13 protein-coding genes are annotated in these 13,779 nt (G+C 70.2%); 12 read left to right on the forward strand and 1 reads right to left on the reverse strand.

Going from position 1 to position 13,779, the window contains the following annotated elements; all coding sequences use genetic code 11:
• Positions 1–4 precede the first annotated feature (4 nt).
• From ftsA to RF701_RS00160, 5 genes are all read left to right on the forward strand, one after another.
• The gene (gene ftsA / locus RF701_RS00140) at positions 5–1,267 is read left to right on the forward strand and encodes a cell division protein FtsA (protein ID WP_203310604.1); all 1,263 of its coding nucleotides are present in this window, start codon (positions 5–7) and stop codon (positions 1,265–1,267) included.
• 103 nt (positions 1,268–1,370) lie between these two features.
• Entirely contained in the window at positions 1,371–2,915 is a 1,545-nt protein-coding gene (gene ftsZ / locus RF701_RS00145; RefSeq protein WP_308813665.1) for a cell division protein FtsZ, read from the forward strand.
• Between the two features lie 245 nt (positions 2,916–3,160).
• Complete coding sequence (locus RF701_RS00150) at positions 3,161–4,723, forward strand: SPOR domain-containing protein (RefSeq protein WP_308813666.1); 1,563 nt, start codon at positions 3,161–3,163, stop codon at positions 4,721–4,723.
• Positions 4,669–5,274, forward strand: coding sequence for an SPOR domain-containing protein (locus RF701_RS00155; RefSeq protein WP_308813669.1), 606 nt, complete (start codon positions 4,669–4,671; stop codon positions 5,272–5,274). Before RF701_RS00150 ends, RF701_RS00155 begins: the two co-directional genes overlap by 55 nt.
• 10 nt (positions 5,275–5,284) lie before the next feature.
• On the forward strand, positions 5,285–6,451 hold the full coding sequence (locus tag RF701_RS00160; RefSeq protein ID WP_308813670.1) for a deoxyguanosinetriphosphate triphosphohydrolase: 1,167 nt from the start codon (positions 5,285–5,287) through the stop codon (positions 6,449–6,451).
• Positions 6,452–6,553: 102 nt separating this feature from the next.
• Here RF701_RS00160 and RF701_RS00165 read toward each other — a convergent pair whose 3' ends face one another.
• The gene (locus RF701_RS00165; protein ID WP_203310600.1) at positions 6,554–6,856 is read right to left on the reverse strand and encodes a hypothetical protein; all 303 of its coding nucleotides are present in this window, start codon (positions 6,854–6,856) and stop codon (positions 6,554–6,556) included.
• Positions 6,857–7,057: 201 nt separating this feature from the next.
• Between RF701_RS00165 and RF701_RS00170 the strand changes: the two genes are divergently transcribed.
• The 7 genes from RF701_RS00170 to RF701_RS00200 all read left to right on the forward strand — a co-directional run bounded on the left by RF701_RS00170 (position 7,058) and on the right by RF701_RS00200 (position 13,775).
• Complete coding sequence (locus RF701_RS00170) at positions 7,058–8,581, forward strand: DUF1800 domain-containing protein (protein ID WP_308813673.1); 1,524 nt, start codon at positions 7,058–7,060, stop codon at positions 8,579–8,581.
• Between the two features lie 5 nt (positions 8,582–8,586).
• Complete coding sequence (locus tag RF701_RS00175) at positions 8,587–9,729, forward strand: DUF1501 domain-containing protein (protein WP_308813674.1); 1,143 nt, start codon at positions 8,587–8,589, stop codon at positions 9,727–9,729.
• Between the two features lie 76 nt (positions 9,730–9,805).
• On the forward strand, positions 9,806–11,533 hold the full coding sequence (gene argS / locus RF701_RS00180) for an arginine--tRNA ligase (RefSeq protein ID WP_308813675.1): 1,728 nt from the start codon (positions 9,806–9,808) through the stop codon (positions 11,531–11,533).
• Entirely contained in the window at positions 11,533–12,258 is a 726-nt protein-coding gene (locus RF701_RS00185; protein WP_308813676.1) for an SPOR domain-containing protein, read from the forward strand. Before argS ends, RF701_RS00185 begins: the two co-directional genes overlap by 1 nt.
• Positions 12,259–12,512: 254 nt before the next feature.
• On the forward strand, positions 12,513–12,689 hold the full coding sequence (locus RF701_RS00190) for a hypothetical protein (RefSeq protein ID WP_203310596.1): 177 nt from the start codon (positions 12,513–12,515) through the stop codon (positions 12,687–12,689).
• On the forward strand, positions 12,686–12,979 hold the full coding sequence (locus RF701_RS00195; RefSeq protein WP_308813677.1) for an antitoxin Xre/MbcA/ParS toxin-binding domain-containing protein: 294 nt from the start codon (positions 12,686–12,688) through the stop codon (positions 12,977–12,979). The genes RF701_RS00190 and RF701_RS00195 overlap by 4 nt, the downstream gene beginning before the upstream one ends.
• A gap of 157 nt (positions 12,980–13,136) precedes the next feature.
• The gene (locus RF701_RS00200) at positions 13,137–13,775 is read left to right on the forward strand and encodes a hypothetical protein (RefSeq protein WP_308813678.1); all 639 of its coding nucleotides are present in this window, start codon (positions 13,137–13,139) and stop codon (positions 13,773–13,775) included.
• The last annotated feature ends 4 nt before the right edge of the window (positions 13,776–13,779 follow it).

Consider the following 13,779-nt stretch of genomic DNA (forward strand, 5'->3'; position numbering starts at 1 on the left):
GACAATGGCGAAGGTCACACCGGAAGGGCTCATCACCGCGCTCGACATCGGCTCGTCCAAGGTGTCGGCGATGATCGCGCAGAAGGGCGACGGCGGCGAGCTGATCGTGCTGGGCACGGGCCAGCGCGAAAGCCGCGGCGTCAAGCGCGGCTATATCGCCGACATGGGCGCGACCGAGGCGGCGGTGCGCGAGGCGGTCGAGCAGGCGGAACGGATCGCCGGCATCAACATCGAGAACGTCTGGGTCGGCTTTTCCGCCGGCGGGCTGGTCAGCGACGTGGCCGAGGTCGAGTTCGAGCTGGGCGGTCACCGCGTCGAGCAGCAGGACATCGACGCGCTGCTCGCGGCGGGGCGCAACTCGATCGATCCGCAGGGACGCATGGTGCTGCACGCGCAGCCGGCGCTGTACACGCTGGACGGGCTGACCGGCGTCAAGAAGCCGCTCGGGCTGCATGCCGACAGGCTCGGCGTCCACATCCACGTCGTCGCGGCGGACGGTTCGCCCGTCCGCAACCTCGACCTGTGCGTCCGCTCCGCGCATCTGGAGGTGAAGTCGATCATCGCGGCGCCGGTCGCGACGGGCCTCGCCTGTCTGAGCGAGGAGGAGCGCGAGCTCGGCGTCGCGCTGGTGGAGATGGGGGCGGGGATCACCAACGTTTCGCTGTTCGCCGGCGGCATGCTGGTCGGCCTGTGTTCGCTGGCGATGGGCGGGCAGGACATCACCGACGATATCGCCTCCGCCTTTGGCACGCGGCGCGCGCAGGCGGAGCGGATGAAATGCTTCCACGGCTCCGCCAATGCCTCTCCGCGCGACAATCACGAGATGATCCCGGTGATGCCGATCGCCGCGGAGGACGACGTCCATGGCGGGATGCAGATCACCAAGGCGCAGCTGATCGGGATCGTCCGCCAGCGGCTGGAGCACCAGATGGGCGAAATCCGCAAGGCGCTGCAGCAGCTCAAGTTCGAAGGACCGGTCGGGCGCCAGGTGGTGCTGACCGGCGGCGGTGCGGAGCTGAAGGGCGTCGCCGATTATGCGCAGCAGGCGTTGGGACGGTCGGTGCGCATCGGTCGCCCACGCGGGCTGACGGCGCTTCCCGATGCGCATGGTGGCCCCGCCTTCGCGACGCTGGCGGGCCTTGCCTTCTACGCCGCCTCCGATCCCATCGACCTGCGCGGCGCGGCGCCGCAGCCGCAGACGGTGCATCGGCAGAAAGGGTTGGGCATGGTGCGCAAGCTCATTCAGGCGGCGCGCGCCAATTATTGATTTTACGTGACGATTTTCGGTGGCACCGTGCGTAACCTTGGGGCAAAAGGGTTAATCAGTGCCCCGGTCAGTATTTACCGGTAGGGGGCGGAGAGAACAGGCCATGAGCATCGAATTCATCACTCCCGAGGTCGACGAACTGACCCCCCGCATCGCCGTGATCGGCGTCGGCGGCGCGGGCGGCAATGCGATCGCCAACATGATGCGCGCCGACGTGCAGGGCGTCGATTTCCTGGTGGCGAACACTGACGCGCAGGCGCTCAAGTCGTCGGTCGCGCCGCATCGCATCCAGCTCGGTTCCAAGATCACGCAGGGCCTGGGCGCGGGCGCCCGGCCGGAGATCGGCCGCGCCGCCGCGGAGGAGACGATCGACGAACTCGCCAAGCGGCTCGAGGGCGCACACATGTGCTTCATCGCGGCCGGCATGGGCGGCGGCACGGGCACGGGCGCGGCGCCGGTCATCGCCAAGGCGGCGCGCGACATGGGCATACTGACCGTCGGCGTCGTCACCAAGCCGTTCAGCTTCGAGGGTAATCGCCGCGCCAAGGCGGCCGACGGCGGTATCGAGGAACTGCAGAAATACGTCGATACGCTGATCGTCATCCCGAACCAGAACCTGTTCCTGATCGCCAATGCGAATACGACCTTCAAGGAAGCGTTCGAGATGGCGGACGAGGTGCTGCAGCAGGGCGTGCGCGGCATCACCGACCTCATGGTCATGCCTGGCCTGATCAACCTCGACTTCGCCGACGTCCGCTCGGTGATGCAGGAGATGGGCAAGGCGATGATGGGCACCGGCGAGGCGAGCGGCGACAACCGCGCGCTGGAGGCGGCGCAGAAGGCGATCGCAAACCCGCTGCTCGACGGCGTGTCGATGCAGGGCGCGAAGGGCGTCATCATCTCGATCACGGGCGGCGACGACATGCGCCTGCTCGAGGTCGACGAGGCGGCGAACCATATCCGCGACCTGGTCGATCCCGATGCCAACATCATCTGGGGCTCGGCGTTCAACCCCGACCTCGAGGGCAAGATCCGCGTCTCCGTCGTCGCGACCGGCATCGATTCCGACGCCAAGCCGCAGGCCGCGGCGCAGCAGGCAGAGCCGACCAAGTCGTTCAGCTTCGGCATGGGGCGCAAGACCGACGATTCCACCTCGTTCCGCCCGACCGCGACGCAGCAGGCGCCCACCGCGGCGGCGCCCGCGCAGGCCGCTCCGGCGCAGCCGGTCGCCGCGCCCGAACCCAGCGTGTCCTTCGCACCCGCTGGCGATGCGGAGCCGCTCGACCTGACCCAGAACGAGGCCGTTGGCTCGCCGCAGGCCGCCGCGCAGGACGATGAACTGGTCCTGGGTGCGGAGACGATCGTGCCGCCGGCTGCCCCCGCCGCACCGCGCGCTTACGGCGACGACGCCTATGCGACGCCGCGCGCACCCGCCGCCGCGCCGGCGGACGACGGTGGCCGTCGTCGCTGGATCGCGCCGGGGAGCGAGGCGACCCCCGAGGCCGCGCCGCAGCCGCGCGTCAAGCTGGGCGGCACGCTGTTCGAGCGCATGTCCAACGCGGCACGCGGCGCACAGCGCGAAGAGGCCGGCGACGACAAGGAGCCGCTGGACATCCCGCGCTTCTTGCATCGCCAGAACAACCAGTAAGGCGGTCGCGCGCGTTCGGCCGAACGCGGCTTTCGTTGACGGCGCCCGACGACGTGATCGGGCTCGGGCACTCCGCCTTGCACGGCGGGGTGCCTTTTCGTTTGCCCGGCCCATCCTCTCCGTCTTCCGGACCCCGCCGTTGACGGCGTCTTTACCTTCGTCGCCGCCAGGGCTCGCTTCGCCGCAGCGCGGTCGGGCGGGACATTGCCGGTTCAGCCGGCCTCGGCTCTAGTCGGTCGCGTCTCATGCGCGTTTTCCTCCCCGCTATACTCGCGCTGGCGTTCGCGCCGGCCGCGCTCCCCGCGCAAGAGGTGGTCCAGCCCCTGCCGGGCACCACCGATGCCGATCGCCTAGCCGAGCAGATGCGCGCGCTGGCGTCCAATCCACGTGACGTGAACGCCCTGGTCGCGGCTGGCGATCTGTCGCTCAAGCTCGACGATCTCAGCGGCGCGGCATCGCTGTTCGCGCGGGCGGAAAAGGTCGCGCCGGCCGATCCGCGCATCAAGGCCGGGGAGGGCGCGATCCTGGTGCGCTCGGAGCGGCCCGGCGAAGCATTGCGCTATTTCGCGCAGGCCGAGGCGGGTGGGCTCGACGCGCGCACCTTCGCGGCGGACCGCGGCCTGGCCTATGACCTCGTCGGGCAGCAGGAGCGTGCGCAGCGCGACTACAGGCTCGCGCTGAAGACCGCGCCCAGCGACGAGATCGTCCGGCGCTACGCGCTGTCGCTCGGCATTTCAGGCAAGCGCCAGGAGGCGCTGGACGCGCTCGATCCGCTGTTGCGCAAGCAGGATCGCAGCGCATGGCGAACGCGCGCCTTCGTGCTCGCGATGGGCGGGGATCAGGCGGGCGCGGAAAAGATCGCCGCGACGATGCTGCCCGGCGGCATGGCGCAGGGTCTGCAGCCGTTCTTTCAGCGGCTGCCGACACTGCCGGCGGCGGATCGCGCCTTCGCGGTGCATTTCGGCGAGGTGCGCGCCACCCCGGAGCGCATCGCCGACGCGCGCCTGGCGCCCGCCATGCCGTACCTGGCGCCCGAGCCTTCGGCGGCACCGGTCGCGCTGGCTGCCGCGACGACGCCCGTCGTCGGCAAGCCGGTGCAGCGTGGCAATCGCCGCGAGCGGCAGCGGCCCGGCCGCGTCCAGATGGTGGCGGCGACGCCCGCTCCGGTCGCACCGTCCTACACCGAGGCGACGCGCGCGCTGGCATCGGTACAGCCCGTCCCGGCTTCGACCGGCGCGGTGACGCTGGCGGCGGCGACGGTTCCGGTCGCGCCGGTTTCGGCGGTTCCCGCCGCCGCGCTATCATCGAGCGGCGCGCCAACGCCGACGCAGCCCGTCACGGTCCAGCCAGCGCCGGTCGTGCAGCCGGCCCCGGCCCGCGTCGCCAGCGTTCAGCCGAGCGTGGCCCGCGCGGTCGTATCGCAGCCGTCGACGGTGGTCGCGACGCCGTCGCCGCGCCAGGCCCAACCGGTCGTGTCCGCGCCGCAGCAGCCGACGCAGTTCGCGGCGGCCAGCGTCACGCAGCCGTTGCCCGCAACGGCGACGGTCCAGCCGATTCCGCGTCCTGCCTCACCGGCCTATGCCGGCAGCACGGTGTCGCCGGCCGCGCCTGCGCCCGTCGCCACCACGGCGGCCGTCACCCGGGGACGGTCGCTGCGGCGCCGGCGGCGGCCACCCCGGCGCCCGCGTCCGCGGCGCCCGACCGACCGACGCGGGCCTTCGCCGCGCAACGGCGCAGGGACGAGACCGACGCGGTGCTCGCGCGAATCGTCGCGGGCCTTTCCATCCCCGGTTCCGAACTGGGCGTGACCGAGCCGGCGCGGCCGTTGGCGGTCGTCGCCGCGCCTGCCGCTCCTGCGGCGGTGCCGGCGGAAACGGCGGCGCGCGTGCTCGCCGAGGCCAAGGCCAAGGAGCAACGCGACGCGGAGGCGCAGAAGGCGCTTGCCGCCAAGGCGCTCGCCGACAAGCGTGCCGCGGACAGGAAGGCCGCTGCCGACAAGAAGGCGCTTGCCGCCAAGAAGGCGGCCGAGGCCGAGAAGCTGGCCGAGGCTAAGGAAGCGGCGGAGGAGAAGCGCAAGGCCCGCGCCAATCCGTCGCGGATCTGGGTGCAGGTTGCCGGCGGCGCGAACGAGGACGATCTGCCCAAGGCCTGGGCAGCGGCAAAGGCGAAAGCACCGACCCTCGCGGGCAAGAGCGGCTGGAAGACACCGCTGCGCGCGACCAACCGCGTGCTTACCGGTCCGTTCAAGACCGACGCGGAGGCGCGCGCCTTCGTCAACAAGCTGACGAAGGAGGGGGTCGGCGCCTTTACCTTCACCAGCGACGCGGGACAGGTGGTGGAGAAGCTCTCAAGCAAGTAAGGCGCCCCGGATGAGCATTCGCGCCTCCTGGGCTTCCGATCCCGCCGCAAGCCGCGGCCGTCTGCATGCCGAGGGGCAGGGGACGGCGCGCGGCCCGCGCGACGATTTTCAGCGCGACCGCGACCGGATCATCCATTCGATCAGCTTCCGTCGGCTCCGTCACAAGACGCAGGTGTTCATGGCGCCGGACGGCGACCATTTCCGGGTCAGGCTGACGCACAGCCTGGAGGTCGCGCAGATCGGCCGCACGATCGCCCGCGTCCTCGGCCTCAACGAGGATCTGACCGAAGCGCTGTGCCTGGCGCACGATATCGGGCATCCGCCCTTCGGCCATGCCGGCGAGGATGCGCTCAAGGCGGCGCTGCGCGATGTCGGCGGCTTCGATCACAACGGGCATACGCTGCGCACGCTGACCGAGATCGAACGGCCCTATCCGATGTGGAACGGCCTGAACCTGACGTGGGAAACGCTGGAGGGCCTCGCCAAGCACAATGGGCCGGTCCGTCACCCCGGCTGGGCGCTCGCGACGGCGGATGCGCAATTTCCGCTCGACCTGTCGAGCCACGCCAGCCTCGAGGCGCAGGTCGCGGCCATCGCGGACGACATCGCCTATGACAACCACGATATCGACGACGGCCTGCGCGCCGGGCTGCTGACGCTCGACCAGCTGCTCGCGGTGCCGATGGTCGCTTCGGGATGGGATGCGGCCCGCCGTCGCTTCCCGGACGTGCCGGAAAAGCGACTGGCGCACGAGCTCGTCCGCAGCCAGATCGGGCTGATGGTCAACGACCTGATCGAGGAAACGCGCGCGCGCATCGCCGCGTCGGGCGTCGTCACCGTCGACGAGGTGCGGACCGTGGGTCGCGCGCTATGCGGCTTCTCGCCGGCGATGCGGGAGGCGGAGCGCGACCTGAAGCGGTTCATGTACGCCAATCTCTACCATCATCCGCGCCAGCTCGCCGCCGCCGAGGCGGCGCATGGCATCGTCGCGGGTTTGTTCGCTGCCTATCGCGACGATCCCGGCGCGATGAGCGCCGATTGGTCGGACGACGTACCCGCGACGGAGCCGGAGCGCAGCCGCCATATAGCGGATTTCATCGCGGGCATGACCGACCGCTATGCGATCGCCCGCTATCGGGAACTGGTCGGGCCGATCGACCTGCCCGAAGGCTTCTGATCGCAGCCGCTCGACAGCGGCAGGAATGAGCCACGAAAAAGGGGCCGTCCCTCGCGGGAGCGGCCCCTTCGGATACGCTTTACTGGAAGACGCCGTCCGCGTTCAGCGGGTCGCCGTCTCGATGCCGCGCGCGTCGCTGGCCGCGCCGACGGCCTGCTGCGTGCGGAACGAGACGGGGTAGCCGCCTGCAACGCCGGACACGCGGTCACCGCGGACGACGAGGCGGAACGGCGTGCCCGAGGGATATTGCCGCCCCGTGATCACCTGGCGGCCCTGCTCGTCGTGGCTGGTGTAGACATAGGTCTCGCCGTTCTGCGTGAAGGTACGGCGACCTTCGGCAGCCATGCCGATGGTGGAGGTGAGTGCGGCCGTCACGGCGGCCAGGATGGCGATCGTCTTGCGCATGGTCATACTCCCGTTTCGCAGTGCGTCGAAATGTCGCCTCGGAAATATTGCAGTGCAGCATAAGGCACAAATGCGCATTGCGGACACAAGCGTGCAAATCGTGCAATCGTCGCGGACATGTCCCGGCTGAGATAATTGCGCGACAATCGCGTGCTAAAGCGGAGACGCTGTTTTTTCCGGGAGAGGGAAGGGAGCGTGTCCGTGTCACAAATCGCAATCGCGCTGAATCGCTTCGGCCTTGGCACGCGTCCGGGCGACGTCGCACCGGATGATCCGCGCGGCTGGCTCGAAGAACAGATCGCACGATATCAGCCTGGCTCTCCGCTCCTCGCGTCCGTTCCGACGAGCGTCGCCGTCGCCGCCGACATACGCGACTATCGCGAGGAGCAGCGCCTGATGCGGATGCAGGGCATGGCGAAGCCGACGCCGACGCCGGCGCCCCCTGCAATCATGGCCGCCGCGAATCCCGCCCCGCCTGCTGCGGCAACCATGGCCGGACCGCCGGCAATGCAGCCGCCGACGACGGCGGCGACCACCGCCAGACCGGAGATGCAGGAAGCGCGACAGGCCGCCCGCCGGCTGGCGAAGGACGATTACGCGACGCTGGCTGCGGCGCGCGCCAACCTGGCGCTGGCGAGCGATACGCCGTTCGCCGAGCGGCTGGTGCATTTCTGGTCCAACCATTTCGCGGTTTCGGCCGACAAGCTGGAATTGGTCGGACTGGCCGGAACGCTGGAGATGGAGGCGATCCGGCCAAATGTGATGGGCCGGTTTTCCGACATGCTGTTCGCGGTCGAGCGGCATCCGGCGATGCTGCTCTATCTCGACCAGTCGGTGTCGATCGGGCCGGGCAGCCCACTGGGGCAGCGACTCGCGGCGCGGGGCAAGGCGAAGGCCGGGCTCAACGAGAATCTGGCGCGCGAGATCATGGAACTGCACACGCTGGGCGTGCGCACCGGCTACACGCAGGCGGACGTCACCGAATTCGCCCGCGCGATGACGGGCTGGACCGTCAGCGGCATCGGCGGCGGTCCCGGCGGACGGTTCTCCGATCCGCTGACGCCGGGCGGATTCATGTTCGTCGACCAGGTCCACGAGCCCGGTCCGCGCCATATCCTGGGCAAGACCTATGCAGCCGGCGGACGGGCGCAGGCGGAGGCCGTGCTGAGCGACCTGTCGATCCATCCGGCGACGGCGCGGCACCTCGCGACCAAGCTCGCACGCCACTTCATCGCGGATGCGCCGCCGCCGTCCGCCGTCGCCCGGCTGGAGACCGCCTTCCTTCGGTCCGGCGGCGACCTGCCGACCGTCTACCGGGCATTGATCGCGTCGCCGGAGGCGTGGGCCACGCAGCCGGCCAAGTTCAAGACGCCGTGGGAATGGTCCGTTTCCGCATGGCGCGCGCTCGGAACGCGCACGGTGCAGCCGGGGGCGGTGCAGGGGCTGCTCGACCAGCTCGGCCAGCCGATGTGGAAGCCCGGCCAGCCGATCGGCTATGACGACACCGCGCCGAGCTGGGCCGGCCCAGACGCCATCCTGCGCCGGGTCGAGGCGGCGCAGCGCTTCGCCGCGGCCGCACCCGCCGGCACCGACGCGCGCGCGCTGGCCGCGCAGATGTTTCCCGGCATGCTGAGCCCGGCGACCGCACAGGCGCTGCAACGGGCGGAAAGTCCCAATCAGGCGATCGCGCTGTTGCTCGTCTCGCCCGAAATGATGCGGAGGTAACAGCCATGGATCGTCGTTCCTTCCTGCGCGGCGCCGGTACGCTGGGCGTACTCGGCGGCTTCGCGCCGCGGCTCGCCTTCGCCAAGGCGGCCACGGCCAAGCGTTTCGTCTTCATCATCCAGCGCGGTGCCGCCGATGGCATGGGCATCGTCGGTCCCGTCGGCGACCCCGCCTTCATCGGCGCGCGCGGCGATCTCGCCGCGGACGTGGCGCAGGGCACCAAGCTGGACGCGATGTTTGCGCTGCATCCGGCGATGACCGCGGCGGCGGGCCTGTATGCGCAGGGGCAGGCGCTGTTCGCGCATGCGATCGCCTCGCCCTATCGCGACCGGTCGCATTTCGATGGCCAGAACGTCCTGGAGACCGGGGGGGCCAGCGCCTACCAGCTGCGCGACGGCTGGATGAACCGCCTGCTCGGCCTCGTCCCGGCGGAGGATGCGCATGCAATCGCGGTCGCGGCGACCGTCCCCATGGCGCTGCGCGGCAAGCGCGAGGTCGCGAGCTACGCCCCGTCGTCGCTGCCGCACGCGTCGGACGACATGCTCGCCCGCGTGACGCAGCTGTACCAGGGCGACGCACAGCTCCACGCCCTGTGGGACGAGGCGCTGTCGACGCGCCAGCTGACGGGCGACCTCAACGCCAAGGACGCGCGCAACACCGGTGCGCTCGCCGCACGATTGCTGGCGCCGGCCAACGGCGCGCGCATCGCGACGATCGAGACGGGCGGGTGGGACACGCATGCGGGCCAGCGCGGTCGGCTGACGCAGCAGCTCAAGGCGCTCGACGCGATGATCGGTGCGCTGCATGCGGGGCTGGGCCCGGTTTGGAACGATACGCTGGTGCTCGTCGCGACCGAATTCGGCCGCACCGTCGCGGCGAACGGGACGGGCGGGACCGATCACGGCACCGGCACGGCGGCGATGCTGCTGGGCGGGGCGGTCAAGGGTGGGCGCGTGCTCGCCGACTGGCCGGGGCTCGCGCAGGCAAGCCTGTTCGAGAATCGCGATCTCAAGCCGACGACGCCGCTCGACGCGTTCATCGGCGGCGCGGTGGCGAGCCATTTCTCGGTCGATCCTTCCCGCACGATGCCGGCGCTGTTCCCGTCGAGTGCCCGCACCGCGGCGCTTGAGGGATTGCTGCGGGCGTAATCACGATCGCCTCCCGCCGCCGGGGAGGCGATCGCCATTGCGGCAGAGGCTGCGCGCCCGTACATCGCGGCGCATCATGACGCTTTATACCCGCTTCGCCGCGCATGTCGCCGCGGCCCTCGACACCCTGACCGCCGCCGGCACTCTGCCCGAGGGGCTCGACCGCCGTAACGTCACGGTCGAGCCGCCGCGCGACCCGAGCCACGGCGATCTCGCGACCAACGCGGCGATGGTGCTCGCCAAACCCGCGGGGACCAATCCCCGCGCCCTGGCCGAGGCGATCGTGGTCGAACTGGCCAAGCTGCCCGATGTCGCGGGCGCGAGCGTCGCGGGGCCGGGCTTCATCAACCTGACGCTGACCGATGCGGCATGGCGCGGCGAGCTTGCCGCGATCCCAACGGCGGGTGCCGATTACGGTCGCTCGACGATGGGGCGGGGCGCGCGCGTCAATATCGAATATGTATCGGCGAACCCGACCGGACCGATGCACATGGGCCATTGCCGCGGCGCGGTGGTCGGCGACGCGCTCGCCAGCCTGCTCGAATTCGCCGGGCATGACGTGATCCGCGAATATTACGTCAACGATGCTGGCGGTCAGGTGGACGTGCTCGCCCGCTCCGCGCATCTGCGCTATCGCGAGGCCCTGGGCGAGGACGTCGGCGCGATCCCCGAAGGTCTGTATCCCGGCGACTATCTGGTACCGGTCGGCAAGGCGCTCGCGGAGGAATTCGGCGATCGTTATGCGACCGCCCCGGAGGATGCGTGGCTTGCGCTGTTCCGCGCCCGCGCGGTCGCGGCCATGCTCGTCATGATCAAGGACGACCTCGCGCTGCTCGGGATCCATCACGACGTCTTCTCGTCGGAGGCCGAACTGCAGGCCGCCGGCAAGCCGGAGGCGGCGGAGGCGTGGTTGCGGGAGCATGGCTTCGTCTACGATGGCTTCCTGGAGGCGCCGAAGGGCGAGACCCCCGAGGACTGGGAACCCGTCGAGCTTCCGCTGTTCCGCTCGACGGCCTTCGGCGACGACCAGGACCGGCCGATCAAGAAGTCGAACGGCAGCTGGACCTATTTCGGTGCCGATCTCGCCTATCACTTCCAGAAGAGCCAGTCCGCCGACCAGTTGATCGACATCTGGGGCGCCGATCATGCCGGGACGGTCAAGCGCATCGTCGCCGCCGTCGCCGCGCTGACCGGCGGCAAGACCCGCTTCGACGTCAAGCTGGTGCAGATGGTGCGCCTGCTGCGGGCGGGCGAGCCGGTCAAGATGTCGAAGCGCGCCGGCAACTTCGTCACCCTCGCCGATGTGGTGCGCGAGGTCGGCAAGGACGTCGTCCGCTTCACGATGCTGACGCGGCGCGCCGATGCGCAGATGGACTTCGACTTCGCAAAGGTGGTCGAGGCGTCGAAGGACAATCCGGTGTTCTACGTGCAATATGCCCATGCTCGGATCGCCTCGCTCCATCGCAGGGCCGCGGAGGCGGGGGTGACGGACGGTGCGGCCGACCTGTCCCGCCTTGATACGGAGGACCTGGCGCTGGTGAAGCTGGCGGCGCAATTCCCGCGTGTCGTCGAAACGGCCGCGGCAGCGCGCGAACCGCATAGGATTGCGTTCTATCTGTACGACTTAGCTGCTGCTTTTCATGCTGCGTGGAATGTCGGCAATGACCGGCCCGACCGGCGTTTCCTGGTTCCCGAGGACCAGGATGCGACGCGGGCGCGTCTGTTCTTGGCGGACGCGATCGCGCAGATTATTCGTAACGGGCTCAGCATCATGGGCGTGGTCGCGGTTTCGGAGATGAAGTGATGGCTGACGAGAGGGATCTGCGGGAGGAAGACCGCCTGCCGTGGCTCGAAACCGTCGAGCCGGATGAGGACCGCGGCGCGCCCATCGGCAAGATGATCGCGCTCGTCGTCGTCGGCCTGGCATTCCTGTCCGCGATCGTCTTCGGCATCTACAAGCTGCAGACGCGCCACGGCGGCGGCAACGGCGAACTGATCGAGGCGCAGGAGGGCGACTATAAGGTCCGTCCCGACGACCCCGGCGGGCTGAAGGTGAAGGGCGAGGGCGATGCCGCCGTCGCCACCAGCGCGGGCAAGGCCGGCAGCGCCTCGATCGACCTCAACGCGGTGCCCGAAAAGCCGGTCGAGGGTCATCGCGCCGGCAGCCTGCCCGCGAAGACCAAAAGCGAGGGCGGTCGCAACGCCGTCGCGCAGGTACCGGCCTCGGGCGGCAAGCTGGTCGCCACCCCGCCCGTCACGGCGCAGCGTCAGGCAAGCGGCGGCGGTAACGGCGGCGGTTCGCTCGTCCAGCTCGGCGCCTATCCGAGCGAGGCCACGGCCAATGCCGCCTGGACCGGTTTCTCGAAGCGCTTCTCGTATCTTGCCCCGCTGGGCAAGGCGGTGCAGCCGGTCGCGATCGGCGGCCGCACGCTGTACCGTCTGCGCGTCAACGCGGGCTCCGCCAACCAGGCGGCAGACATCTGCGGTCGCCTGCGTGTCGCCGGCGAGAGCTGCTTCGTCGCGAGCTGAGGGCGTCGTCCCCGGGGAGGGGGCGGAACCGGCCCCGCGACGTGCCGCCCAACGCGCCTGAAGGTGCGGCGATCGCGAGCGGTCAGGCCCTGTCGGCGACCTGCCTGTGCCGCCCGATCGCGGTCCGATCGCGGCCGCCGGGCTGGCCTTTTGCCCATGGCGTTCCTATATGCGGTGCATCGTTGCCAGTTCCCCTGTAGGCGGCAGCGGCTGAGAGACCCTGTGTGCTCCCGCTTACGCAAGGAGTACGGCACATGGGCCTGAACGACCTCCTCTATCGTCATCAGGTTTCGCTGATGATGGCCGACGCCGCCGCGAGTCGCGAGGCGCGGCATAGCCATCTGGCGCTAGCGCGGGCCTATGCCCGGCGAATTGCCGATTGGACCGCGCCCCTTCGCGGCGAGGCGGCCCCGCTGGTCTCCCTCGCGTGATCGAGACGGCGCCGCCGCGCCCCGATCGGCCTACGCGCCGCTTCCGGCCAGCGTCGCAGACGCGCCTTTCCGACGACCAGAAGCGGCGGCAGGCCACCGTGATGGCGGCGGCATGGCGGGCGTTCGGCGATCGCGATCGGACGATGGCCTTTCTGAACGAAGCGGACGACGTGCTCGGCGGACGGCCGCTCGACCTCGCCGTCGACGGCGAGGTCGGGTTGTCGGCAGTGCTCGACCGGCTGGCAGGCGTTCCGCTGCCACCCTCATCTTCCAGCGAAAGGCAGGCCTGAGCTATGTCCAGGGACGCACAGTTCTTCCGTGAACAGGCCGAACTCCAGCGCGCGGCGGCATCCGAGGCGACGCTCGACAACGTGCGTGAACGATGCGAGCGGGCCGCTGTGTCCTGGGAGGCGATGGCGACACGCTCCGAGGCGACGGAACGGCGCCGTGTCGAACGGGGCGCTCGGCCGGCGCTATGACGACGGCGACGACGGCGCTGGCCGCCGGGGCCGCGATCGTCGCGGCAGCCGCCTTTCCCGCCTGCCGGGCCGTCCCGCACGCCTTGCGCTGGATTTACTGGCGTGGGCGCCGATGATAGGCGGCCGCTATGAGACGCTGAGCCGCGCGACGCGCTTCCTGGCGGAGATCGATCCAGGCTCTTCCGCATCGCACCGTGCGGACTATGCGCGGGCCCGCTATCTGGGCAATTGCCTGGGCGAGATCGATCGCTTCCTCAGCCTTCTGCTCGATGCGGTCGGGGATGTCTCGCCGTCCCTGCAGCGACAGCGGAATACCGCCCGCAAGATCGGCCTCGTCGCGCCCGACCGCATCGACCTAGCCGCGGACCAGCGCCGCCTGCGCGCTCTGGGTCGGACGCGGGCCTGCCTCTCCTATTGCCGCGGCCGCGTCTGCCGTCCCGACGATGCGGCGGCGCAGTGGATGACCGCGGGATGGACCGATTCGCACGCGCCGACGCTGCGTCGCTACGCGATGGGCGACCGCCTGCATCCGTCGACCAGCGACCTCGCCTGCGTCGGCGCCTTTTACCAGGGTCTGGCGGACACGCTCGTCGCGGCGGTGCGGTAGCCGG

This window comes from Sphingomonas sp. GV3, assembly GCF_031082075.1.
In the GTDB taxonomy this organism is placed as follows: domain Bacteria; phylum Pseudomonadota; class Alphaproteobacteria; order Sphingomonadales; family Sphingomonadaceae; genus Sphingomonas; species Sphingomonas beigongshangi.

Coding starts and splice junctions, on each gene's coding strand:
- RF701_RS00175 (WP_308813674.1), top strand. CDS start 8,587: ATGGATCGTCGTTCCTTCCTGCGCGGCGCCGGTACGCTGGGCGTACTC.
- ftsZ (WP_308813665.1), top strand. CDS start 1,371: ATGAGCATCGAATTCATCACTCCCGAGGTCGACGAACTGACCCCCCGC.
- argS (WP_308813675.1), top strand. CDS start 9,806: ATGACGCTTTATACCCGCTTCGCCGCGCATGTCGCCGCGGCCCTCGAC.
- RF701_RS00165 (WP_203310600.1), bottom strand. CDS start 6,856: ATGCGCAAGACGATCGCCATCCTGGCCGCCGTGACGGCCGCACTCACC.
- RF701_RS00190 (WP_203310596.1), top strand. CDS start 12,513: ATGGGCCTGAACGACCTCCTCTATCGTCATCAGGTTTCGCTGATGATG.
- ftsA (WP_203310604.1), top strand. CDS start 5: ATGGCGAAGGTCACACCGGAAGGGCTCATCACCGCGCTCGACATCGGC.
- RF701_RS00185 (WP_308813676.1), top strand. CDS start 11,533: ATGGCTGACGAGAGGGATCTGCGGGAGGAAGACCGCCTGCCGTGGCTC.
- RF701_RS00150 (WP_308813666.1), top strand. CDS start 3,161: ATGCGCGTTTTCCTCCCCGCTATACTCGCGCTGGCGTTCGCGCCGGCC.
- RF701_RS00160 (WP_308813670.1), top strand. CDS start 5,285: ATGAGCATTCGCGCCTCCTGGGCTTCCGATCCCGCCGCAAGCCGCGGC.